The sequence below is a fragment of the Desulfovibrio sp. genome, assembly GCF_019424165.1.
Taxonomy (GTDB): Bacteria; Desulfobacterota; Desulfovibrionia; order Desulfovibrionales; family Desulfovibrionaceae; genus Desulfovibrio.
In genome coordinates this window covers 172414-188813 of record NZ_JAHZAA010000001.1, presented here as the reverse complement: position 1 = coordinate 188813, position 16400 = coordinate 172414, and the positions used below count along the sequence as shown (strand labels likewise).

Sequence of the window (16400 nt, the reverse complement as noted above, 5' to 3'; positions counted from 1 at the left end):
CGGTCATGAACCGTCTTTTTGCAAACAGACGGCAGATGCCGCCCAAAAACAAGCGTCAGAACCGGGACCGTCCGCCGGAAGCTTTCCGGCAGGTCCGGACGGATACGGGGAAAACCTACTCTTCAAGCCAGGAGTCGTCTTCAAGCACCGTATAGCCGCGAACAACAAGATAGCTTACGCCGTCCTCCTCTTCGAGCTGCCCGAAAACCTCCACGGGAAGGCTCACTGCATCATCCAAATCCACGCCAGCGCCGCGCGGCACGATGCGGTATTCCACATCGTCCTGAACTACGGCCACCCTGGCCTGCCGCGCATCCACAGAGCGTGGCATCGCCGTAACATACCCTTTGATGGTAATGGTAATGGAGTTCTTGTTCATACGCTGTTATATTGCCTTTAATAATCCGGTTTTTTTCGCTATAGCGCCTTTTATGCCGTGATGCAAGAGTTCTTGACACGCAGTATTCGCCTTTCTTTCAGCGTCCGGATAATGGCGTATACCGCCACTTTTTGCCAGCTTCATCCCGGCATGCCGCATGGCGGTAACCAGGGACAGCAAAAAACATGCAGAAACATCGGCCCCGGCTGTTCCCAACAGGCTGCCACACCATACGGGCGCCTGCATGGCAGCCTGTTTATGGCAGCCTGCCACTCCTGCCGGGCAGAAAGCCGCAGGTATTGCCCAGGCACGCGAATACCAGATGCCCGCAGCGGGCTGGCCCGCCCGGACGCACAGGGTATCGGCAAAAGCACGGCCAAACAGCCCGTCCGTAGGCCACCCGTGCAGCACAACCTTTAGGTGCCGGATGCCGCACAGCCTACAGGCCGTGCTTTTTCATAAGCTCGTACCAGTGCCCGCGCGAAACCCCGGCCATTCCGGCAGCCGTGCGCGCGTCGCCGTTGCTGGCCCCCCAGATGCTCCGCACATAGACTTCTTCGGCCCGTGCTTTCCATTGGCGCAAGTCCGGCAGATCGTCACCTGCCGCCCCTACAGGAGGCAAGCCCGGATGCAGAACAGAAGCCACGGAGCCGCCCGCATGCCTGCCGGAAGCGCTCTCTCCACCCATGCCCTGTCCAACGGACGCGGACGGCACGGCCCCGCAGAACGCCCCGGAAAAACTGCACGCAGGGGCCTGCCCGCTGCCCGCAATATCGGCAGTACCGCTGTCCGGCCCGCGGCCCATACGGCGACGCGCCTCATCCACACGCATGCGCGTGGGCAAATGCGCAGGCAAAAGCTCATCCCCCTGCCCGGCCGCAAGACAGGCGCGCTCCACACTGTGAATCAGCTCGCGCACATTCCCGGGCCAGGAATATTCCATAAGCACGTCCAGCATGGCATCCGATACAGCCTTGGGCGGCAGATCATTGTGCAGGCAAAAACGGCTTGCAGCCTGCCGGGCCAGCGCGGGAACCTCATCCCTGCGCTCGCGCAGGGGCGGGATGACAATGGTCATACCCTGAAGCCGGTACAGCAGGTCAGCCCGAAACGTCCCTTCCCGGGCCATGCTTTCTATATCCCTGTTGGTGGCGGCCACAAGGCGAAAGTCGCTGCTGACCTCGCGCACGTCACCCACCGGCCTGAAGCGCCGTAGTTCCAGCGCCCGCAAAAAGGCGCCCTGTATGGCCTGGGGCAGATCACCCACTTCATCGAGAAAAAGCGTACCCTTGTTGGCCGACAGCAAAAGCCCTTCCCGTGCGCGATCGGCCCCGGTAAACGCTCCCCGGCTGTGGCCGAAAAGATGGCTTTCCACAAGATTATCCGGCAGGGAAGCACAGTCTACGGTAACAAAGGGTCTGGCGGCACGCGCGCTGTTGCGGTACAGCGCCTTGGCGAAAACTTCCTTGCCCACGCCCGTTTCGCCCAGCAAAAGCACATTGACCTCGCTTTGCGCGGCCTGGGCCAGAAGCTTGAGGGCGCGGCTCATACCCATGCCCGAGCCCAGAACATGGCCGCTGTCCACCAGCAGCGATTCCGGCCCCGGAACCCGGTTTTCGCGAAAAGTCAGCACATGGCGCAGGCATTGCTCGATATCACGCACCTTGAGCGGCTTGGTCAGAAACTCCCAGGCTCCGGAGCGCAGGGCCGCCTCGGCGGCATCGCCGTCACCGTGTCCCGTAATAATGACCACATCGGGCATGCCGGGCAGATGGGCAAAGTCGCCCTGCCACTCAAGGCCGTTGCCGTCGGGCAGCCAGACATCAAGCAGCACCACGTCCACACCCTGGCGGCCAAGCTCCAGCCCCTGGCTGACGCTCTCTGCCAGCAGCACCTCGTGGCCCATGCGCGTACACACCACTTCAGCCATGGTTCGCATAAGGGCTTCGTCATCCACCACCAGAATACGGGCCATCAGCTCTCTCCTCTCTGTGACGCCGCACCGGAACAAAGGACGGCCCCGGCACTGGGTACGGCTTTTTCCGGAGTCTGCATGCAGCCCGGTTCCGCCTCAAGCAGAAGCAGGGCCTCGCGCATGGCGCAGCGCATGCGCTCCACGGACGCCGGAAGGGCATTGTCTTCGGACATTTCCGCCTCTCCGGCACGGGCCTGCAAAAGATCAAGGCGCATGGCCCCGGCGGAATTTTTTACGGCATGGGCCAGACGCCGCAGCGTTGCGCTGTCCCCCGCGTTCCGGGCGGCCGCTATATGGGCTTCCCTGTTGCGCAGGTCTTCGCAAAGCACCCGCGCCAGACGCCGCAGCAGATCCTCATCATCGTCAAGGGCCGCGAGGGCTTCCGGCCGGTTCCAGACCGCGGGTGCAACCTTCGTCTTCGACGCGGATGCCGGGTCCGGCAAAGGAACAAGGGGTTCACGCCCCGGCTCCGGGGCAGCCTCCACGCGGGCATCTTGCTGCCTGTCAAAAAGGAGGGCGGCCAGTTCGCTGCGCAGCCCGGCAAAGGTGAGGGGCTTGAGCAGAATACGGTCTGCACCCAGGTCTTCGCAGATGCGCCTGTCTTCGGCGTTCAATGCCGCGGTATAAATGATTGCCTTCTGCTCCGGCGGGGCGCAGGTATGGCCTTCACGCACGGCCCGCAGAACGTCCAGCCCGCTTACGCCGGGCATGCGCGAATCCAGGATAAGCAGATCCCAGGGGCTTTCGTGCAGGGCTGCCAAGGCGGCGCTGCCGTCTTTTGCCATACATACGCGCGCGCCTTCACCCTTGAGCATATGCTCCATAATATACCTGTTGGCCTCATTGTCTTCGGCCACAAGAATGCGACAGCCTTTAAAACAGGGGGCTTCCGGTTTTTCCGCCGTGCCGGAATCTCCCTCAAGACTGCCGCAGCAGGAAGGTTCACCGGAGTTGTGCGCTGTGCAGGAGGTCCCGGCAGTATGGCTGCCGCTCCCGGGTACAGCAAAGCCGGCAGCGTTACCGGAATGTTCCGGCCCAGCTTCCGCACGCGGCACGGCAGCATCCCCCGGCGCAAGACCTGCCGGCAGACCGCCGGACCCGCCACCGCTTTTGCCATCCGGCTTCAATCCCGGCCCTGATCCGGGTTCCGAACCATCCCCAGGCAGGTGCAGCCAAACCTCAAGGGTAAAACAGGACCCGCCGCCCGGCGAAGACGCCACACTGACATCCCCGCCCATACGGCGCGCAATGGTGCGCGCAATGTACAGACCAAGCCCCGTCCCCGGCGCGCCCGAAGCATCGCTGCCGCGCTGGAAGCTTTCAAAAATACGCTCGGCGTCTTCTTCACGCAGCCCAGGCCCGGTATCCTGCACCAGAATTCTGAGGCACAGGCGGGCGGAGCCGTCTTCGCCCTTCTTGCGGGCCTGCACAGCGCCCGGCTCCACACAAATACGCACCCGACCCATTTCGGTAAATTTTACGGCATTACTGACAAGATTGCCCAAGGCCTGGCGCAGACGAAAATTGTCACCCGCCACGGCGTCGGGCAGGCCGCTATCCACATCCAGGTCAATATCCAGCCCCTTGGCCTCGGCAACGGGGCTGTACAGGGCCACGCAGTCAGCCAGGCAGGCGCGCAGGCTGAACGGCGCCGTGCGCAGATGAAGGACACCCTGCTCAAGGGTTGCGTGGTCTGTAATGTCGCGCACCATTTCCAGCAGGGCGCTGCCCGCCTGGGTAAGATAGCGCAGGGCTTTTTTACGGTCCCGCTCCGCAACGTTCTGATGCTGTAAAAGCTCGCTCATACCCAGAATGGCCGTGAGGGGCGTGCGCATGTCGTGACTCAACCGCGCCATGAAGGCGCTTTTCATGCGGCTGGCCTCTTCGGCCAGCCAGCGCCGCCGCGTAAGATTAAGCGTCAGGCCGCCGATGGCCAGAACTCCGGTAAAGGCCAGCAAGGCGTAAAGCATGCGCATATTGCGCTGCTGCAAAGCCGCATTGTGCACATAGGCCTCACCGTCCTGACTGACGCTTATACCGCCGAGCACCTCACCCACCTTGCGGCTGACATGACAGCGCAGGCAGCTCGGCTGCGCCACAAGCACGCTCAAAAGGCGCAGCTTTCCGTGGCTGCCCGGCTGCGGCGCGCTGAAAACTTCCCGTGCGCCCACGGTACACTGGCCCAGGGCGTCATTCTCCCAGATGTCGGCCATATTTTCCGGCCGCAGGGGCATATTGCTGATAATGCTGATTTCTATGCCGGGTTCGGAATTACGCTCGGCCAGTTGGCGGCTCATATAGGCCGGATTCATAAGCACAAGGGTACGGCCATCGCCCGTGGTTACGGTGCGCTCCCCTGCCGGCAGCCAGGGATTCGGCTTGCCGTACTCACTTTCAAGCACGTATACACCGCCATGAGCCGCGTTCCAGTTACGCGCATCCATAAGCTGGCGCGCCACAGTGGAAAGCCTTGTGTGCTCCAGCTCCAGCCGGTGCGCCTCGTCAACACGCAAGGCCTGCCGATACAGGCCCATTGTAAAAACAAGCCATAAAAAGCACGCCAGCAAGGGCAACCAGATAGCGGAACGATTTTTTTTATTGTATACATGAATCATAAAGACCTCGGACAGAGGTGTTGCACTCTCACAGAGTTGTCATAATTTTCTGAATTCTGTCATATTTACCTGAACAACTCAATCCCGCCAAGCGCCTTCAAAAAATACATTCATGCAACATGCTGAAATAAAAACACTTTTATTTGTGCTTTTTTATACATCCTGGTACGTTTCTTGAAAAGCTGAATAAATATTTCGTCCGCCGCAGTGGCGGCACGGAAGGGCGGTCTGCCTGAATCCAACGACTGCCCGGCGGCCACAAGCGGCTGCCTGCGCCCCACCCGGGCGAAATCCGGCCCTGAAGGTCGGTCTTCAGGGCGCATCTGCACTAGGAGCGAGCGAAGGAGGCTCTATGGGTACACCCCGCAATGGACCCTGGCTGAAGTGGCTGTTGGGAGGCGTTGCGGCGGGCGTGGTACTAATGGGAGTTCTGGCCTATGCCATGACAACCACTGACCAACGGCCGTTTTGCGCCAGTTGTCATATCATGCAGGAGGCTGCCGTAACCCAGAAAATGGGAACGCACGCCAATCTTGCCTGTAATGACTGCCATGCCCCGCACAATCTTTTGGTCAAGCTGCCGTTCAAGGCGCAGGAAGGCCTGCGCGACGTGGTGGGCAATATTATGGGACACGATATTCCGCGTCCCCTGAGCTTGCGCACCCGCGACGTGGTGAACGCGAACTGCAAGGCATGCCATACCCAGACCAACATCAACGTGGCCAGCATGGATGCCAAGCCTTATTGTGTGGACTGCCACAAGGGCGTGGCCCACATGCGCATGAAGCCCATCAGCACAAGGACGGTAGCCTATGAATAAGCGAATTGTGACCACGGCCCTGGCGTTGGCCACGCTGCTGGGCGTAGCTTTGCTCAGCGGCTGTCAGGATGTTTCCACAGAGCTGAAGGCCCCCAAATACAAAACGGGCATTGCTGAAACGGAAACCAAGATGTCGGCTTTCAAGGGCCAGTTTCCGCAGCAGTATGCTTCGTACATGAAAAATAACGAAGACAGGATCATGACCGACTATAAAGGGTCGGTTCCCTATCACAAGAATGACAATGTGAATCCCCTGCCCAAGGGCTTCAAGCACGCACAGCCCTATCTGAAAAATCTCTGGCTGGGCTACCCGTTCATGTACGAGTATAATGAAACGCGCGGCCACACCTATGCCATTGACGACTTTGTGAATATTGACCGCATCAACCGTTTCGCGGCCGACGGCAAGGGCAACCTGCCCGCCACCTGCTGGAACTGCAAAACCCCCAAAATGATGGAATGGGTTGCCCAGTACGGCGACAAGTTCTGGTCTATGGACGTCAATGAGTTCCGCGCCAAAGACAAGATCAGCGCGCATGACGAAACCATCGGCTGCGCCAACTGTCACGACCCGGCCACCATGGAGCTGCGCCTCTACTCCGAACCGCTCAAAGACTGGCTCAAGCGCAGTGGCAAAGACTGGCAGAAGATGAGCCGCAACGAAAAGCGCACCCTGGTCTGCGCCCAGTGCCATGTGGAATACTATTTTACCCACAAGGATAACGGCCCGGCCGCAAAGCCCGTATTCCCCTGGGATAACGGCTTCAACCCCGAAGACATGTACCAGTACTACAAGGGTCACGGAGCCAAGGGCGCTGACGGCAAGCCCGGCCCCTTTGTGGACTGGGTGCACGCTGCCTCCAAGGTTCCCATGATCAAGATGCAGCACCCCGAATACGAAACCTTCCAGGACGGTCCTCACGGCGCGGCCGGTGTTTCCTGCGCGGACTGCCACATGCAGTATGTGCGTGAAGACGGCAAAAAGATATCCAGCCACTGGATGACCTCGCCCATGAAGGATCCCGAAATGCGCGCCTGCCGCCAGTGCCACGCCGACAAGACCGGCGAATACCTGCGCCAGCGCGTGCTGTATACCCAGCAGAAGACCTTTGACCAGTTGCTCAAGGCCCAGGAAATGTCCGTCAAGGCGCACGAGGCCGTGCGGCTTGCCAACGCCTATGACGGCCAGCGCGCCGCCAATTACGAAGCCCTCATGGCCGAAGCACGCGAAATGGTGCGTAAGGGCCAGTTGTTCTGGGACTATGTTTCGGCTGAAAACAGCGTGGGCTTCCACAACCCGGCCAAGGCCCTTGATACGCTCATGACCAGTATGGAATGCAGCCAGAAGGCCGTTGACCTGGCGACCCAGGCCACGGATTTCGGCATCGCCCCCATGCTGGCTGGCGACATCAAGGAAATTGTGCCGCCCATTCTGAACCTGAGCCGCAAGCTCCAGCAGGATCCGGAATTCCTCAAGCAGAACCCCTGGACCAAACTGCTGCCCGCTCTGCCCAAGGCCGAGCAGGTATGGGAAGGCCAGGACCGCCTGACCTCACAGGCCGGGCAGGACAAATAAGCTTCAGCCAGCCACAACCTCCTGCGGGCAAAAACCCGCGCAACCCCGCCCGGCGATGCCCCGCATCGCCGGGCGGCCTGTTTTTCCAGCACATTCCAGGGCATGCCGCCTGGCTTCGCGCCAAAGTTACGGCGGGGCATGTCCGGCAGGCAGCGGGCCTTGCTAGCTGCCGCCATCTTTTCTATACAGAACAAAGGCAGCCCCAAAAACGGGTGCGCGCCGTACGTTCAACCACCATACTGACGCCGCTTTTCGCGCAGGCGGCGCGCAAGTGAGGTAAGAATAATGAAAAAGAAACTGGAACCCGGCCTTTCAGGCAGCTCTGAAATCACGGTCAGCGAGGCCATGCTGGCCTGTAACGTCGGCAGCGGCCTGGTAGAGGTTTTTTCCACAGCCATGATGATCGCATGGATGGAAGCCACGGCCGTGGCCACGGTGCAGGAAATTCTCGACCATCAGGGCCTGGGCATGACCACTGTGGGTACAAAAGTGGACATTTCGCACCTGGCGGCCACCCCCTGCGGCATGAAGGTAAGCTTTACCGCCGAGCTTGTGGGCATGTCTTCCAACGGCAAGGGACTGACATTCAAGGTCAGCGCCCGCGACGAAGTGGGACTTATCGGCGAAGGTCTGCACGAACGTGTGGTGGTGCATAAAGAAAAATTTGAAAGCCGTACCCGCGACCGCAAGCACTGCGGCTGTTAGGGCATTTTTACCTTGAAAATGCCCTGGCGGCCGCGCGGGCAGGTAGCCGCCGTGGAGACACAAGCACAATGTATTTGTGCTGTTAAGCGCAAGAACGGGCGATTGTAGTGCTAAGAACACGCATTGGTAAAATTACAACACTGTACTGCCCGGCCGCGCGGCGCAAAGGCATACACATGCTGTTACGCCGTTGCCCGGCACGGAACGGCTCAGCAAAGCAGTAGGCTTTCGCGATAAAAATTGCTATCCTGCCTTGTCCGCACAGCCGGACACAAGGAGAATACCATGAGCGACCTTACCTTTATCGGCATATCGGGCAGCTTGCGTCGCGCCTCCCGCAATACTGGTCTGCTGCGCTGCTGCGCCGCGCACCTGCCCGAAGGGGTGCGTATGGAAATAGCGGACATTTCCGGCCTGCCGTTTTACAATCAGGACATCGAAAAGCCGCAGACCGTCAAGGATCTCGTGGCCCGCGTCACTGCGGCTGACGCTCTGGTGCTGGCCTGCCCCGAGTACAACTACTCGCTGGCCCCGGCCCTTAAAAACGCGCTGGACTGGCTCTCGCGCGAACCCGATCTCGCCCCGCTGACCGGCAAGGCCGCCTGCATTGTCGGCGCCGGGGGCGGCATGGGTACAAGCCGCAGCCAGTACCACCTGCGCCAGGTCTGCGTGTACCTGAACCTGCGCCTGCTGAACAGGCCTGAACTGTTCTCCAATGCTTTCAGCGCCTGCTTTGACGACAACGGCGATGTGCAGGACGATGGCCTGACAAAACAGGCTACGGACGTCATGCAGTCCCTTGCCCAGTGGACGCGCCAGTTGCGGAAGTAAAAACGCCTTTACTGCCTGCGGCCAGACGCCGTCTGTAACGCCGCTGTCCGCTCCTGCCTGCACCGCAGCCGGGAGCGGACAGCGGCGGCAACACCTCTTCCGCTGCCTGAAAAGCCCGCAGGGCATGCCCGTTGCCGCGCAGCGTCATGCTGACGCAGACCACAGGATAAATCCGCACAAAGGAACCAAGCATGAACATGCTGCGCAAAGCTCTGGAACGGGGCCTTACCCCGGCCAATGTCATCAGCTATCTGTGCCTTCAGACCATGACGCGCTGGGGCCGCTTCTGGGGAACCTTGCGCCTGCGCTGCAAGGCGGCACTTGTGGGCGTATCTGTGGGTCAGGGCGTCAGCGCACACGGGCCGGTGGGGCTTATGCGCTGGCCGGGCAGCCATATTTCCATCGGCGCGGGCGCAAGCCTCATATCCTCCTGGCGACGGGCCACGGCAGCCGCTCTGGCAAATCCCGTGCGCCTGCGCACTTTTGGCCCCGGCGCGCGCATAGAAGTGGGGCCGGGCGCGCAGCTCAGCGGCACGTCCATAACGGCCCGCTCCACCGTCATCAGTATCGGCCGTCAGGTTTTGCTGGCCCCCAACTGCATTATTGTGGATTCGGACTTTCACGCCCACTGGCCGCCTGAAGACCGCGCCACGGAACCGGGCATGGATGGCGACAGGCCCGTAACCATCGGCGACTATGCCTGGATCGGCCTGAACTGCATCATTCTCAAAGGCGTGACTATTGGCGAGGGAGCCATCATCGGCGCGGGTAGTGTGGTTACCCGCGACGTGCCGCCCCATAGCCTGGCCGCCGGCTCTCCGGCGCGGGTGCTGCGGCACCTCACCCCCGGCGAGGACCGTACCCCGGCAGCGGCCGAAAACGGCAATCTTCCCGGGACCACACGGGGCTAGGGCGCATCCGCATCATGTCTGTGGGTTCTTACATCGCTGCCTTGCTGGCCTCAGAAAGGCTGGGGGGGCAGGTTACCTGTCACCGCCTGCTGCCTGCATCCGAAGCCCGGTATGCCCCCACGCGTCTGCCCTGGCCCGCAGCCATAAGCCGTACCCTTGAGCAGCGCGGCATCCCCGGCCTCTACAGCCACCAGGCCCTGGCTACTGACCACATCCGCGCCGGGCATTCCATTGTGGCAGCCACCCCCACGGCCAGCGGCAAGAGCCTCATTTACAATCTGCCCGTGCTGGAGCGCCACCTGCGCGACCCAGATGCGCGCGCACTTTATCTTTTTCCGCTCAAGGCCCTGGCCCAGGACCAACTCGCGGCCTTTAACGCCCTTACCGCCGCATGGCCCAAAGACGCCCGCCCCACCGCCGCCCTGTATGACGGCGACACCACGGACCACTTCAGGCGCAAGATCCGGCGCGACCCGCCTGCGGTGCTCATCAGCAATCCGGAAATGCTGCACCTGGGTATCCTGCCCCATCACGAACAGTGGGCGGCCTTTCTGGCGGGACTCACCCATGTGGTAGTGGATGAAGCCCATACCTACCGGGGCGTGTTCGGTGCGCACATGGCGCAGGTTTTCCGGCGGCTTAACCGGCTGGCCGGACGCTATGGGGCGAAGCCGGTCTATGTATTGTGCACGGCCACGGTGGGCAATCCCGGCGAGCTGGGCGCGGCGCTCACCGGCGCGGCATGGCCCGGAACCGGAGACAGCGGGCATCCTGAAAGCCCTGTGCCGCCCGGAACGGCTGCCGCTGCCACGCACACCGGCGCAGCCGGAGGAACATTTTCGCAACAATCTGCCGCACTGCCGCCACCCGTAGTTATTGACAGGTCCGGCGCGCCGCAGGGACCACGGCATTTTGTTTTTCTCAATCCCGAGCAAAGCCCGGCCACGGCGGCCATCGACCTGCTCAAGGCGGCTCTGGCCCGTAACCTGCGTACCATCGTCTATTGCCGTTCGCGCCGCATGACAGAGCTTATCAGCCTGTGGGCCGGGCAGTCCGGCTCGTTTTCCAGCCGCATTTCCGCCTATCGTGCGGGCTTTTTGCCCGAAGAGCGCCGGAACATCGAATCACGCATGGCCAGCGGCGAACTGCTGGCCGTGGTCAGCACCAGCGCCCTTGAACTGGGCATAGACATCGGCGGCCTTGATGTCTGCATTCTTGTGGGCTATCCGGGTACGGTCATGGCCACCCTGCAACGCGGCGGGCGCGTGGGGCGCGCGCAGCAGGAGTCCGCCGTTATCGTGGTGGCGGGCGAAGACGCGCTGGACCAGTATTTTGCCCGCAATCCCGACGACTTTTTCAATCGTCCGCCGGAAAAGGCCGTGGTCAATCCCGACAATGAGGTCATTCTGGGCCGGCATCTGGAATGCGCCGCCGCCGAAATGCCCCTGCGCCCAGGCGAAGCCATGCTGGCAAGCCCCGCGGCGCTGGCCGCCGCCCGCGCGCTCAATATGCAGGGTCTTCTGCTCCAGTCCGCTGACGGCGGGCAGCTCCTGGCCTCGCGCAAGCGTCCCCAGCGCCATGTGGATCTGCGCGGCACAGGGCAGACCTTCAGTATTGAGGACGGGCAGGGACATATTATCGGCTCGGTGGACGGCTTTCGCGCCTGGCGTGAGACGCATCCCGGCGCGGTTTACCTGCACCGGGGCCGCAGCTACATCATTGAAGAAATAGACCCCGGCCGCGCCCGCATTATTGCCAAAGAGGCCAATGTGGGCTGGTTTACCCGTACGCGCGGACAAAAAACTACGGACATCCTTGAAGAAACAGAACGCGTTTCTCTGGGCCGCGCTCTGGTCTGCCGTGGGCGGCTGCGCATCATCGACACCATCACAGGCTATGAAAAACGCTCCACCACGGGCAACCGCCTGCTCACCATCGCCCCGCTGGACGCGCCGCCCCAGGTTTTTGAAACCGAAGGCCTGTGGTTTGTCATACCGGACAATATCCGTGCCGGCCTGGAAGAAAACTTCATGCACTTTATGGGCGGCATTCACGCGCTGGAGCACGCGGCCATCGGCATGCTGCCCCTGCTCATCATGGCCGACCGCAACGACTTTGGCGGCATATCAACGCCCATGCACATCCAGCTTGGCCTGCCCGCCGTCTTTATTTATGATGGCCTCCCCGGCGGCGCTGGTCTGACCCGTCAGGCGTTTTCCGACGCCCGCGCCCTGCTTGAAGCCACTTGCAAAACCGTGGCCTCCTGTCCCTGCGAAGACGGCTGCCCCTCCTGCGTGCACTCGCCCAAATGCGGTTCGGGCAACAGGCCCATCAGCAAACTGGCTGCACTGGAGCTGTTACGCCAACTGCTCGCGCCGGGCAGCGAAGGCGATCACCTGTTGCAGACGCTGGTCACAAGCCCGCCACCACCGCGCCCGGAACTGGAACCGAAGCTGGAATTTTTTACGGCAAACGGCTCCGCTGCGGCTCCTGGCCCCCATTCTTCCGGCACTGCGGAGGCAGCAGGCAGTGGCATGCATGCCACCGCACAGCACCATACCGGTACGGGTACAGGCATGCCTCCGGCTGCTGCGGAGGCCGCATCCCCGGCAAACGACATCATCACGCCCCAGGGGCGCACCCGGCAACATGACGCGGCGTGCGCGCCCGCTGCCGTCAAAAGCGAGGTGAACAATATGGCTGACCTTCTGCCCCATACGCCCATAGCGCCACCCGCCCATTTTCTTGTTTTTGACGTTGAAACCCGCCGCGCCGCCGCCGAGGTGGGCGGCTGGCACAAGGCCGGAGATATGGGCGTGAGCGTGGCCGTGGCCTATGACAGCCGCGTGGACGGCTTTTTTTCCTACAGCCAGGACGAACTGCCCGCGCTTTTTGAGCGCATGCGGGCCGCGGGCCTTGTGGTGGGCTTTAACAGCCTGCGCTTTGACTATGCCGTTCTGACACCCTTTGCGCCGTTTGACCTGCGCGGCCTGCCGAGTCTGGACCTTTTGCAGCGCGTAAAGGAGCGGTTGAGCTACCGCATATCGCTGGACAATCTGGGTCAGGCTACCCTGAATGAGCCGAAAAGTGCCGACGGGCTGCAAGCCCTGCGCTGGTGGAAAGAAGGTAACGTGGAAGAAATCGCCGCCTATTGCCGAAAGGATGTGGACCTGACCCGCCGCCTCTACCTCTACGGCCTTGAGCATGGCCATCTGCTCTTTACCAACAAGGCGGGCGGGCGTGTGCGTGTTCCCGTCAACTTTACGCCCCCGCAGGGCGCATAGCCCGCCTGCGGCCCCATGCCGCAATGGCCGCAGCGGCCTTGACAATTACAACATTTCAACAACATAACACTATACAATAAAGGTAGACTTATGAAGCCACAAGACGTCACCAATACTCCGGGCGAACATGCTGTTTTTATGGTCTTCGGCCTTCAGGACGAAGCCGGTGCTGCGGCAAAAGTAAAAACCCTGTGCGCCGATTTCTCAGCCGTTGCCCGAAGCATGCGTACCCGCCTGCCGGACTCGGCAATCAGCTGCATAATGGGCTTCGGCGCCGAAGCCTGGGGCAAGCTCTTTCCTGGGCGCGGCAAACCCAAAGAACTGGAAGTATTCAAGGAAATCAAAGGGGGCAAGTATACCGCCGTTTCCACACCGGGCGACATTTTCTTCCATATCCGCGCGGCACGGCTTGACGTATGTCTTGAAGCGGCATCCATCATCAGCTCCAAACTTCAGGGAGCAGTGTATGTCATTGATGAAGTGCAGGGCTTTCGCTATTACGACGGCCGCTCCATCATCGGCTTTGTTGACGGTACGGAAAATCCCGAAGACGATGCACGGTTTACAGCCGCCACAATCGGCGACGAGGACGCGGCCTTCAAGGGCGGCAGCTACGCCCTTGTGCAAAAATATCTGCACGATATGAATGCCTGGAACGCCCTTTCCACAGAAGAGCAGGAAAAAGCCATCGGCAGGCATAAATTCAACGATGTTGAGCTCAGCGACGAAGAAAAACCGGAAAACGCGCATAACGTCCTGACAAATATTGAAGACGCGGAAGGCAATGAGCTGAAAATCGTGCGGGCAAACATGCCTTTTGCCAGCCCGGCCAAAGACGAGTTCGGCACATATTTCATTGGTTATGCCGGCACGTTTTCCACGACGCGTAAAATGCTTGAAAACATGTATATCGGCGATCCCGTGGGCAACACGGACCGGCTGCTTGATTTCAGCACTGCGACAACCGGCACGCTGTTTTTTGTTCCCCCGATGGAAATGCTTGAAGAACTGGGCGATATCTAGAGTATTTTAACGCTAATCTGCTCTAGAAACCGCTTTCAACTGAACTATTTCGTGCCAGAGGCAAAAAGCTGGCTGCGAAAGAAATGACAGAACCCCGGCACTGCCGGGGTTCTGTGTATCCGGTGCATAGCGGCCTGCTGGCGGTCTGCACGTCAGGCCGCCAGCAGGCCGGGCCTATTTAAGTTTTTTCAGGGCTTTTTCCATACCTTCGGGCAAGGGGTAGCAATGCTCTTCACCGGGAAAAGCCCCCACGCGCACCTCACGGGTATAGGCTTCAATGGCGTCACGCAGGGCCATGTCCACCGAGCCGAAATATTTTACAAAGCGTGGCAGCGGCCGGGCATTGAGGCCCGCCATGTCCTGCCAGACCAGCACCTGGCCGTCGCAGTCGGCTCCTGCGCCGATGCCGATGACAGGAATGGCAAGTTCCTTTGTAATACGGGCAGCCAGCGGAGCGGGTACGCATTCGAGCACCAGCGCAAAGACGCCAGCCTCCTGAAGGGCGCGGGCGTCGTCCATCAGCTTCTGGGCCGCTGCCGGAGTTTTGCCCTGCATCTTGAAGCCACCCATGGCGTTTACAGACTGGGGCGTAAGGCCAAGATGCCCCATGACAGGAATGGAAGCCCGCACAATGGCCCTGACCACATCGCAGAATTCCGCGCCGCCTTCCAGCTTGACGGCCTGGGCGCGCCCTTCCGTAACCAGCCTCCCGGCATTGCGCACGGCCTCATCGACCCCTGTGTGGTAGCTCATATAGGGCATGTCGCAGATAACAAGGGCCTGCTCCGCGGCGCGCGCCACTGCGCCGCAATGACGGACCATGTCGTCCATAGTGACGCCCAGCGTGTTCTCATGCCCCAGCATGACCATGCCGAGAGAATCTCCCACCAGCAGAGCGTTGACTCCGGCGGCATCCATGACGCGGGCCGTGCTGTAGTCATAGGCGGTAAGCACAACAAGCTTGTCCTGCCCTTTGGCGGCGCGAAAGGTGACCACAGTATTTTTCATTTCTTTGCTCCTTGTAAAAAATCCTGCCGGAGAGGCCGAGGGCGTTGGGGACGCCGGAAATGCCGCCCTGCCGGACACGATCGTCCCGCCAGCGCCTTGTATTTTAAAAGAATATACATCTCAGCCTATTGCAACGCCATTGCTGCATTTAGGGCAATGATCGCCTGAAATCCTCTCACAATTATCCGTTTGGGCCGCCTGCGGGCGGCTGCCACAGCGCTTCTGATCAGGCGCCGTCCGGGCCGGTATTGGCCGCATGGGCCAGCCCCATAAGCAAATGCGTCAGTTTGGCCGCCGTAAAATTGCAATGGTGCAGCCCCTCTATGGGCGCCAGCTCCACCACATCAAGCCCGGCCACCTTGCGCCCGGCCACACAGCGCTCAAGAATGAAATGGGCCTCGCGCCAGCTTATGCCGCCGGGCGAAGGCGTGCCGGTGGCAGGCATGAGCGAAGCGTCAAACGCGTCCACATCAAAGGTGATGTAGATACGCCGGGGAAAATCCTCGGGCAGGGGCTGTTCGGGCAGGCCCACACGCGCCATGAAATAGGCATCATAATGCGTGACACTGTGCGCCTTGCGCACCTCCGCTTCTTCGCGGCAAAAGTCGCGCACGGCAAACTGCACCAGGGGCAGGCCAAGATCGGCCACGGCACGGTGCATGACACAGGCGTGGGAATAGGGGCTGCCCTCATACGAAGACCGCAGGTCGGCGTGAGCGTCGAACTGCACAATGCCGAACGGCTCGCCGCTGCGTTGCGCCTCCTTTGCCAGAGCGCGCAACGCACCAAGGGTAACGGTATGCTCGCCGCCAAGCAACACGGGCAGGGCCGCGCACGAAATGGCACGGGCCGTGGCAGCCTCGATGCGGTCAAGCACCGTTTCAACAGGGCCGCCGCAATCCACAGGCGGCGCGGTATAAAAACCTGTCTCGCCCGGGGCATGCCCGCATTCCCAGGCTTCAAGCTGCTGCGAGGCCTCAAGCAGGGCCGCAGGGCCGCTGGCCGTACCCGCACCGTAAGACACGCTCTGCTCAAGCGGAACCGGAATGATATGAAAGCCCGCCTGTTCAGGCTGAACCGGGCTGTATTCTGATGCCAGAAAATGCTGCATGACTGTCCTCATGTCTGCGCTGTGTGAAAATAAAACGGCCCGCTTGGGGAGGCAGGCCGTTCTATTTTGGAGGAGGCTGTCAGCAAAAGAAAGGAAGGTACTTTCTCTTGTGCAATGGCCGTGCCAATGAGTGTTTTAAACAAATATCTTTCAACACGCTGT

12 protein-coding genes are annotated in these 16400 nt (G+C 60.9%); 7 read left to right on the top strand and 5 right to left on the bottom strand.

The window, feature by feature from the left end; all coding sequences use genetic code 11:
- Positions 1 to 115 precede the first annotated feature (115 nt).
- From QZ377_RS00705 to QZ377_RS00695, 3 genes are all read right to left on the bottom strand, one after another.
- Positions 116 to 379, bottom strand: a complete 264-nt coding sequence (locus QZ377_RS00705; RefSeq protein ID WP_291438626.1) for a hypothetical protein — start codon at positions 377 to 379, stop codon at positions 116 to 118.
- Between the two features lie 439 nt (positions 380 to 818).
- The gene (locus tag QZ377_RS00700) at positions 819 to 2354 is read right to left on the bottom strand and encodes a sigma-54 dependent transcriptional regulator (RefSeq protein ID WP_291438624.1); all 1536 of its coding nucleotides are present in this window, start codon (positions 2352 to 2354) and stop codon (positions 819 to 821) included.
- Entirely contained in the window at positions 2354 to 4969 is a 2616-nt protein-coding gene (locus QZ377_RS00695) for an ATP-binding protein (protein WP_291438622.1), read from the bottom strand. Before QZ377_RS00695 ends, QZ377_RS00700 begins: the two co-directional genes overlap by 1 nt.
- A gap of 352 nt (positions 4970 to 5321) precedes the next feature.
- Between QZ377_RS00695 and QZ377_RS00690 the strand changes: the two genes are divergently transcribed.
- The 7 genes from QZ377_RS00690 (at position 5322) to QZ377_RS00660 (ending at position 14119) form a co-directional block, all read left to right on the top strand.
- Positions 5322 to 5789, top strand: coding sequence for a NapC/NirT family cytochrome c (locus QZ377_RS00690; RefSeq protein WP_012623734.1), 468 nt, complete (start codon positions 5322 to 5324; stop codon positions 5787 to 5789).
- On the top strand, positions 5782 to 7365 hold the full coding sequence (locus QZ377_RS00685; RefSeq protein WP_291438619.1) for an ammonia-forming cytochrome c nitrite reductase subunit c552: 1584 nt from the start codon (positions 5782 to 5784) through the stop codon (positions 7363 to 7365). The genes QZ377_RS00690 and QZ377_RS00685 overlap by 8 nt, the downstream gene beginning before the upstream one ends.
- A gap of 285 nt (positions 7366 to 7650) precedes the next feature.
- Positions 7651 to 8070 carry a thioesterase family protein gene (locus QZ377_RS00680; RefSeq protein ID WP_291438618.1) on the top strand — a complete coding sequence of 140 codons (420 nt, stop codon included), beginning with the start codon at positions 7651 to 7653 and terminating at the stop codon, positions 8068 to 8070.
- A gap of 285 nt (positions 8071 to 8355) precedes the next feature.
- On the top strand, positions 8356 to 8901 hold the full coding sequence (locus QZ377_RS00675; RefSeq protein WP_291438616.1) for an NADPH-dependent FMN reductase: 546 nt from the start codon (positions 8356 to 8358) through the stop codon (positions 8899 to 8901).
- 191 nt (positions 8902 to 9092) lie between these two features.
- A complete protein-coding gene (locus tag QZ377_RS00670) occupies positions 9093 to 9812 on the top strand; it encodes an acyltransferase (RefSeq protein WP_291438614.1) in 720 nt (239 codons plus the stop codon).
- A 14-nt stretch (positions 9813 to 9826) separates the two neighbouring features.
- A complete protein-coding gene (locus QZ377_RS00665; protein WP_291438612.1) occupies positions 9827 to 13096 on the top strand; it encodes a DEAD/DEAH box helicase in 3270 nt (1089 codons plus the stop codon).
- Positions 13097 to 13186: 90 nt separating this feature from the next.
- Positions 13187 to 14119, top strand: a complete 933-nt coding sequence (locus QZ377_RS00660) for a Dyp-type peroxidase (protein WP_291438610.1) — start codon at positions 13187 to 13189, stop codon at positions 14117 to 14119.
- Positions 14120 to 14293: 174 nt separating this feature from the next.
- Here QZ377_RS00660 and panB read toward each other — a convergent pair whose 3' ends face one another.
- Together panB and speB are read right to left on the bottom strand one after the other, a co-directional pair.
- Positions 14294 to 15127 (bottom strand): 3-methyl-2-oxobutanoate hydroxymethyltransferase, encoded by an 834-nt coding sequence (gene panB, locus QZ377_RS00655; RefSeq protein WP_291438608.1) that lies wholly within the window; start codon positions 15125 to 15127, stop codon positions 14294 to 14296.
- 226 nt (positions 15128 to 15353) lie between these two features.
- Positions 15354 to 16238 carry an agmatinase gene (gene speB / locus QZ377_RS00650; protein WP_291438606.1) on the bottom strand — a complete coding sequence of 295 codons (885 nt, stop codon included), beginning with the start codon at positions 16236 to 16238 and terminating at the stop codon, positions 15354 to 15356.
- Positions 16239 to 16400 lie beyond the last annotated feature (162 nt).

Coding starts and splice junctions, on each gene's coding strand:
- QZ377_RS00665 (WP_291438612.1), top strand. CDS start 9,827: ATGTCTGTGGGTTCTTACATCGCTGCCTTGCTGGCCTCAGAAAGGCTG.
- QZ377_RS00675 (WP_291438616.1), top strand. CDS start 8,356: ATGAGCGACCTTACCTTTATCGGCATATCGGGCAGCTTGCGTCGCGCC.
- QZ377_RS00660 (WP_291438610.1), top strand. CDS start 13,187: ATGAAGCCACAAGACGTCACCAATACTCCGGGCGAACATGCTGTTTTT.
- QZ377_RS00700 (WP_291438624.1), bottom strand. CDS start 2,354: ATGGCCCGTATTCTGGTGGTGGATGACGAAGCCCTTATGCGAACCATG.
- panB (WP_291438608.1), bottom strand. CDS start 15,127: ATGAAAAATACTGTGGTCACCTTTCGCGCCGCCAAAGGGCAGGACAAG.
- QZ377_RS00680 (WP_291438618.1), top strand. CDS start 7,651: ATGAAAAAGAAACTGGAACCCGGCCTTTCAGGCAGCTCTGAAATCACG.
- QZ377_RS00685 (WP_291438619.1), top strand. CDS start 5,782: ATGAATAAGCGAATTGTGACCACGGCCCTGGCGTTGGCCACGCTGCTG.
- QZ377_RS00670 (WP_291438614.1), top strand. CDS start 9,093: ATGAACATGCTGCGCAAAGCTCTGGAACGGGGCCTTACCCCGGCCAAT.
- speB (WP_291438606.1), bottom strand. CDS start 16,238: ATGCAGCATTTTCTGGCATCAGAATACAGCCCGGTTCAGCCTGAACAG.
- QZ377_RS00695 (WP_291438622.1), bottom strand. CDS start 4,969: ATGATTCATGTATACAATAAAAAAAATCGTTCCGCTATCTGGTTGCCC.
- QZ377_RS00705 (WP_291438626.1), bottom strand. CDS start 379: ATGAACAAGAACTCCATTACCATTACCATCAAAGGGTATGTTACGGCG.
- QZ377_RS00690 (WP_012623734.1), top strand. CDS start 5,322: ATGGGTACACCCCGCAATGGACCCTGGCTGAAGTGGCTGTTGGGAGGC.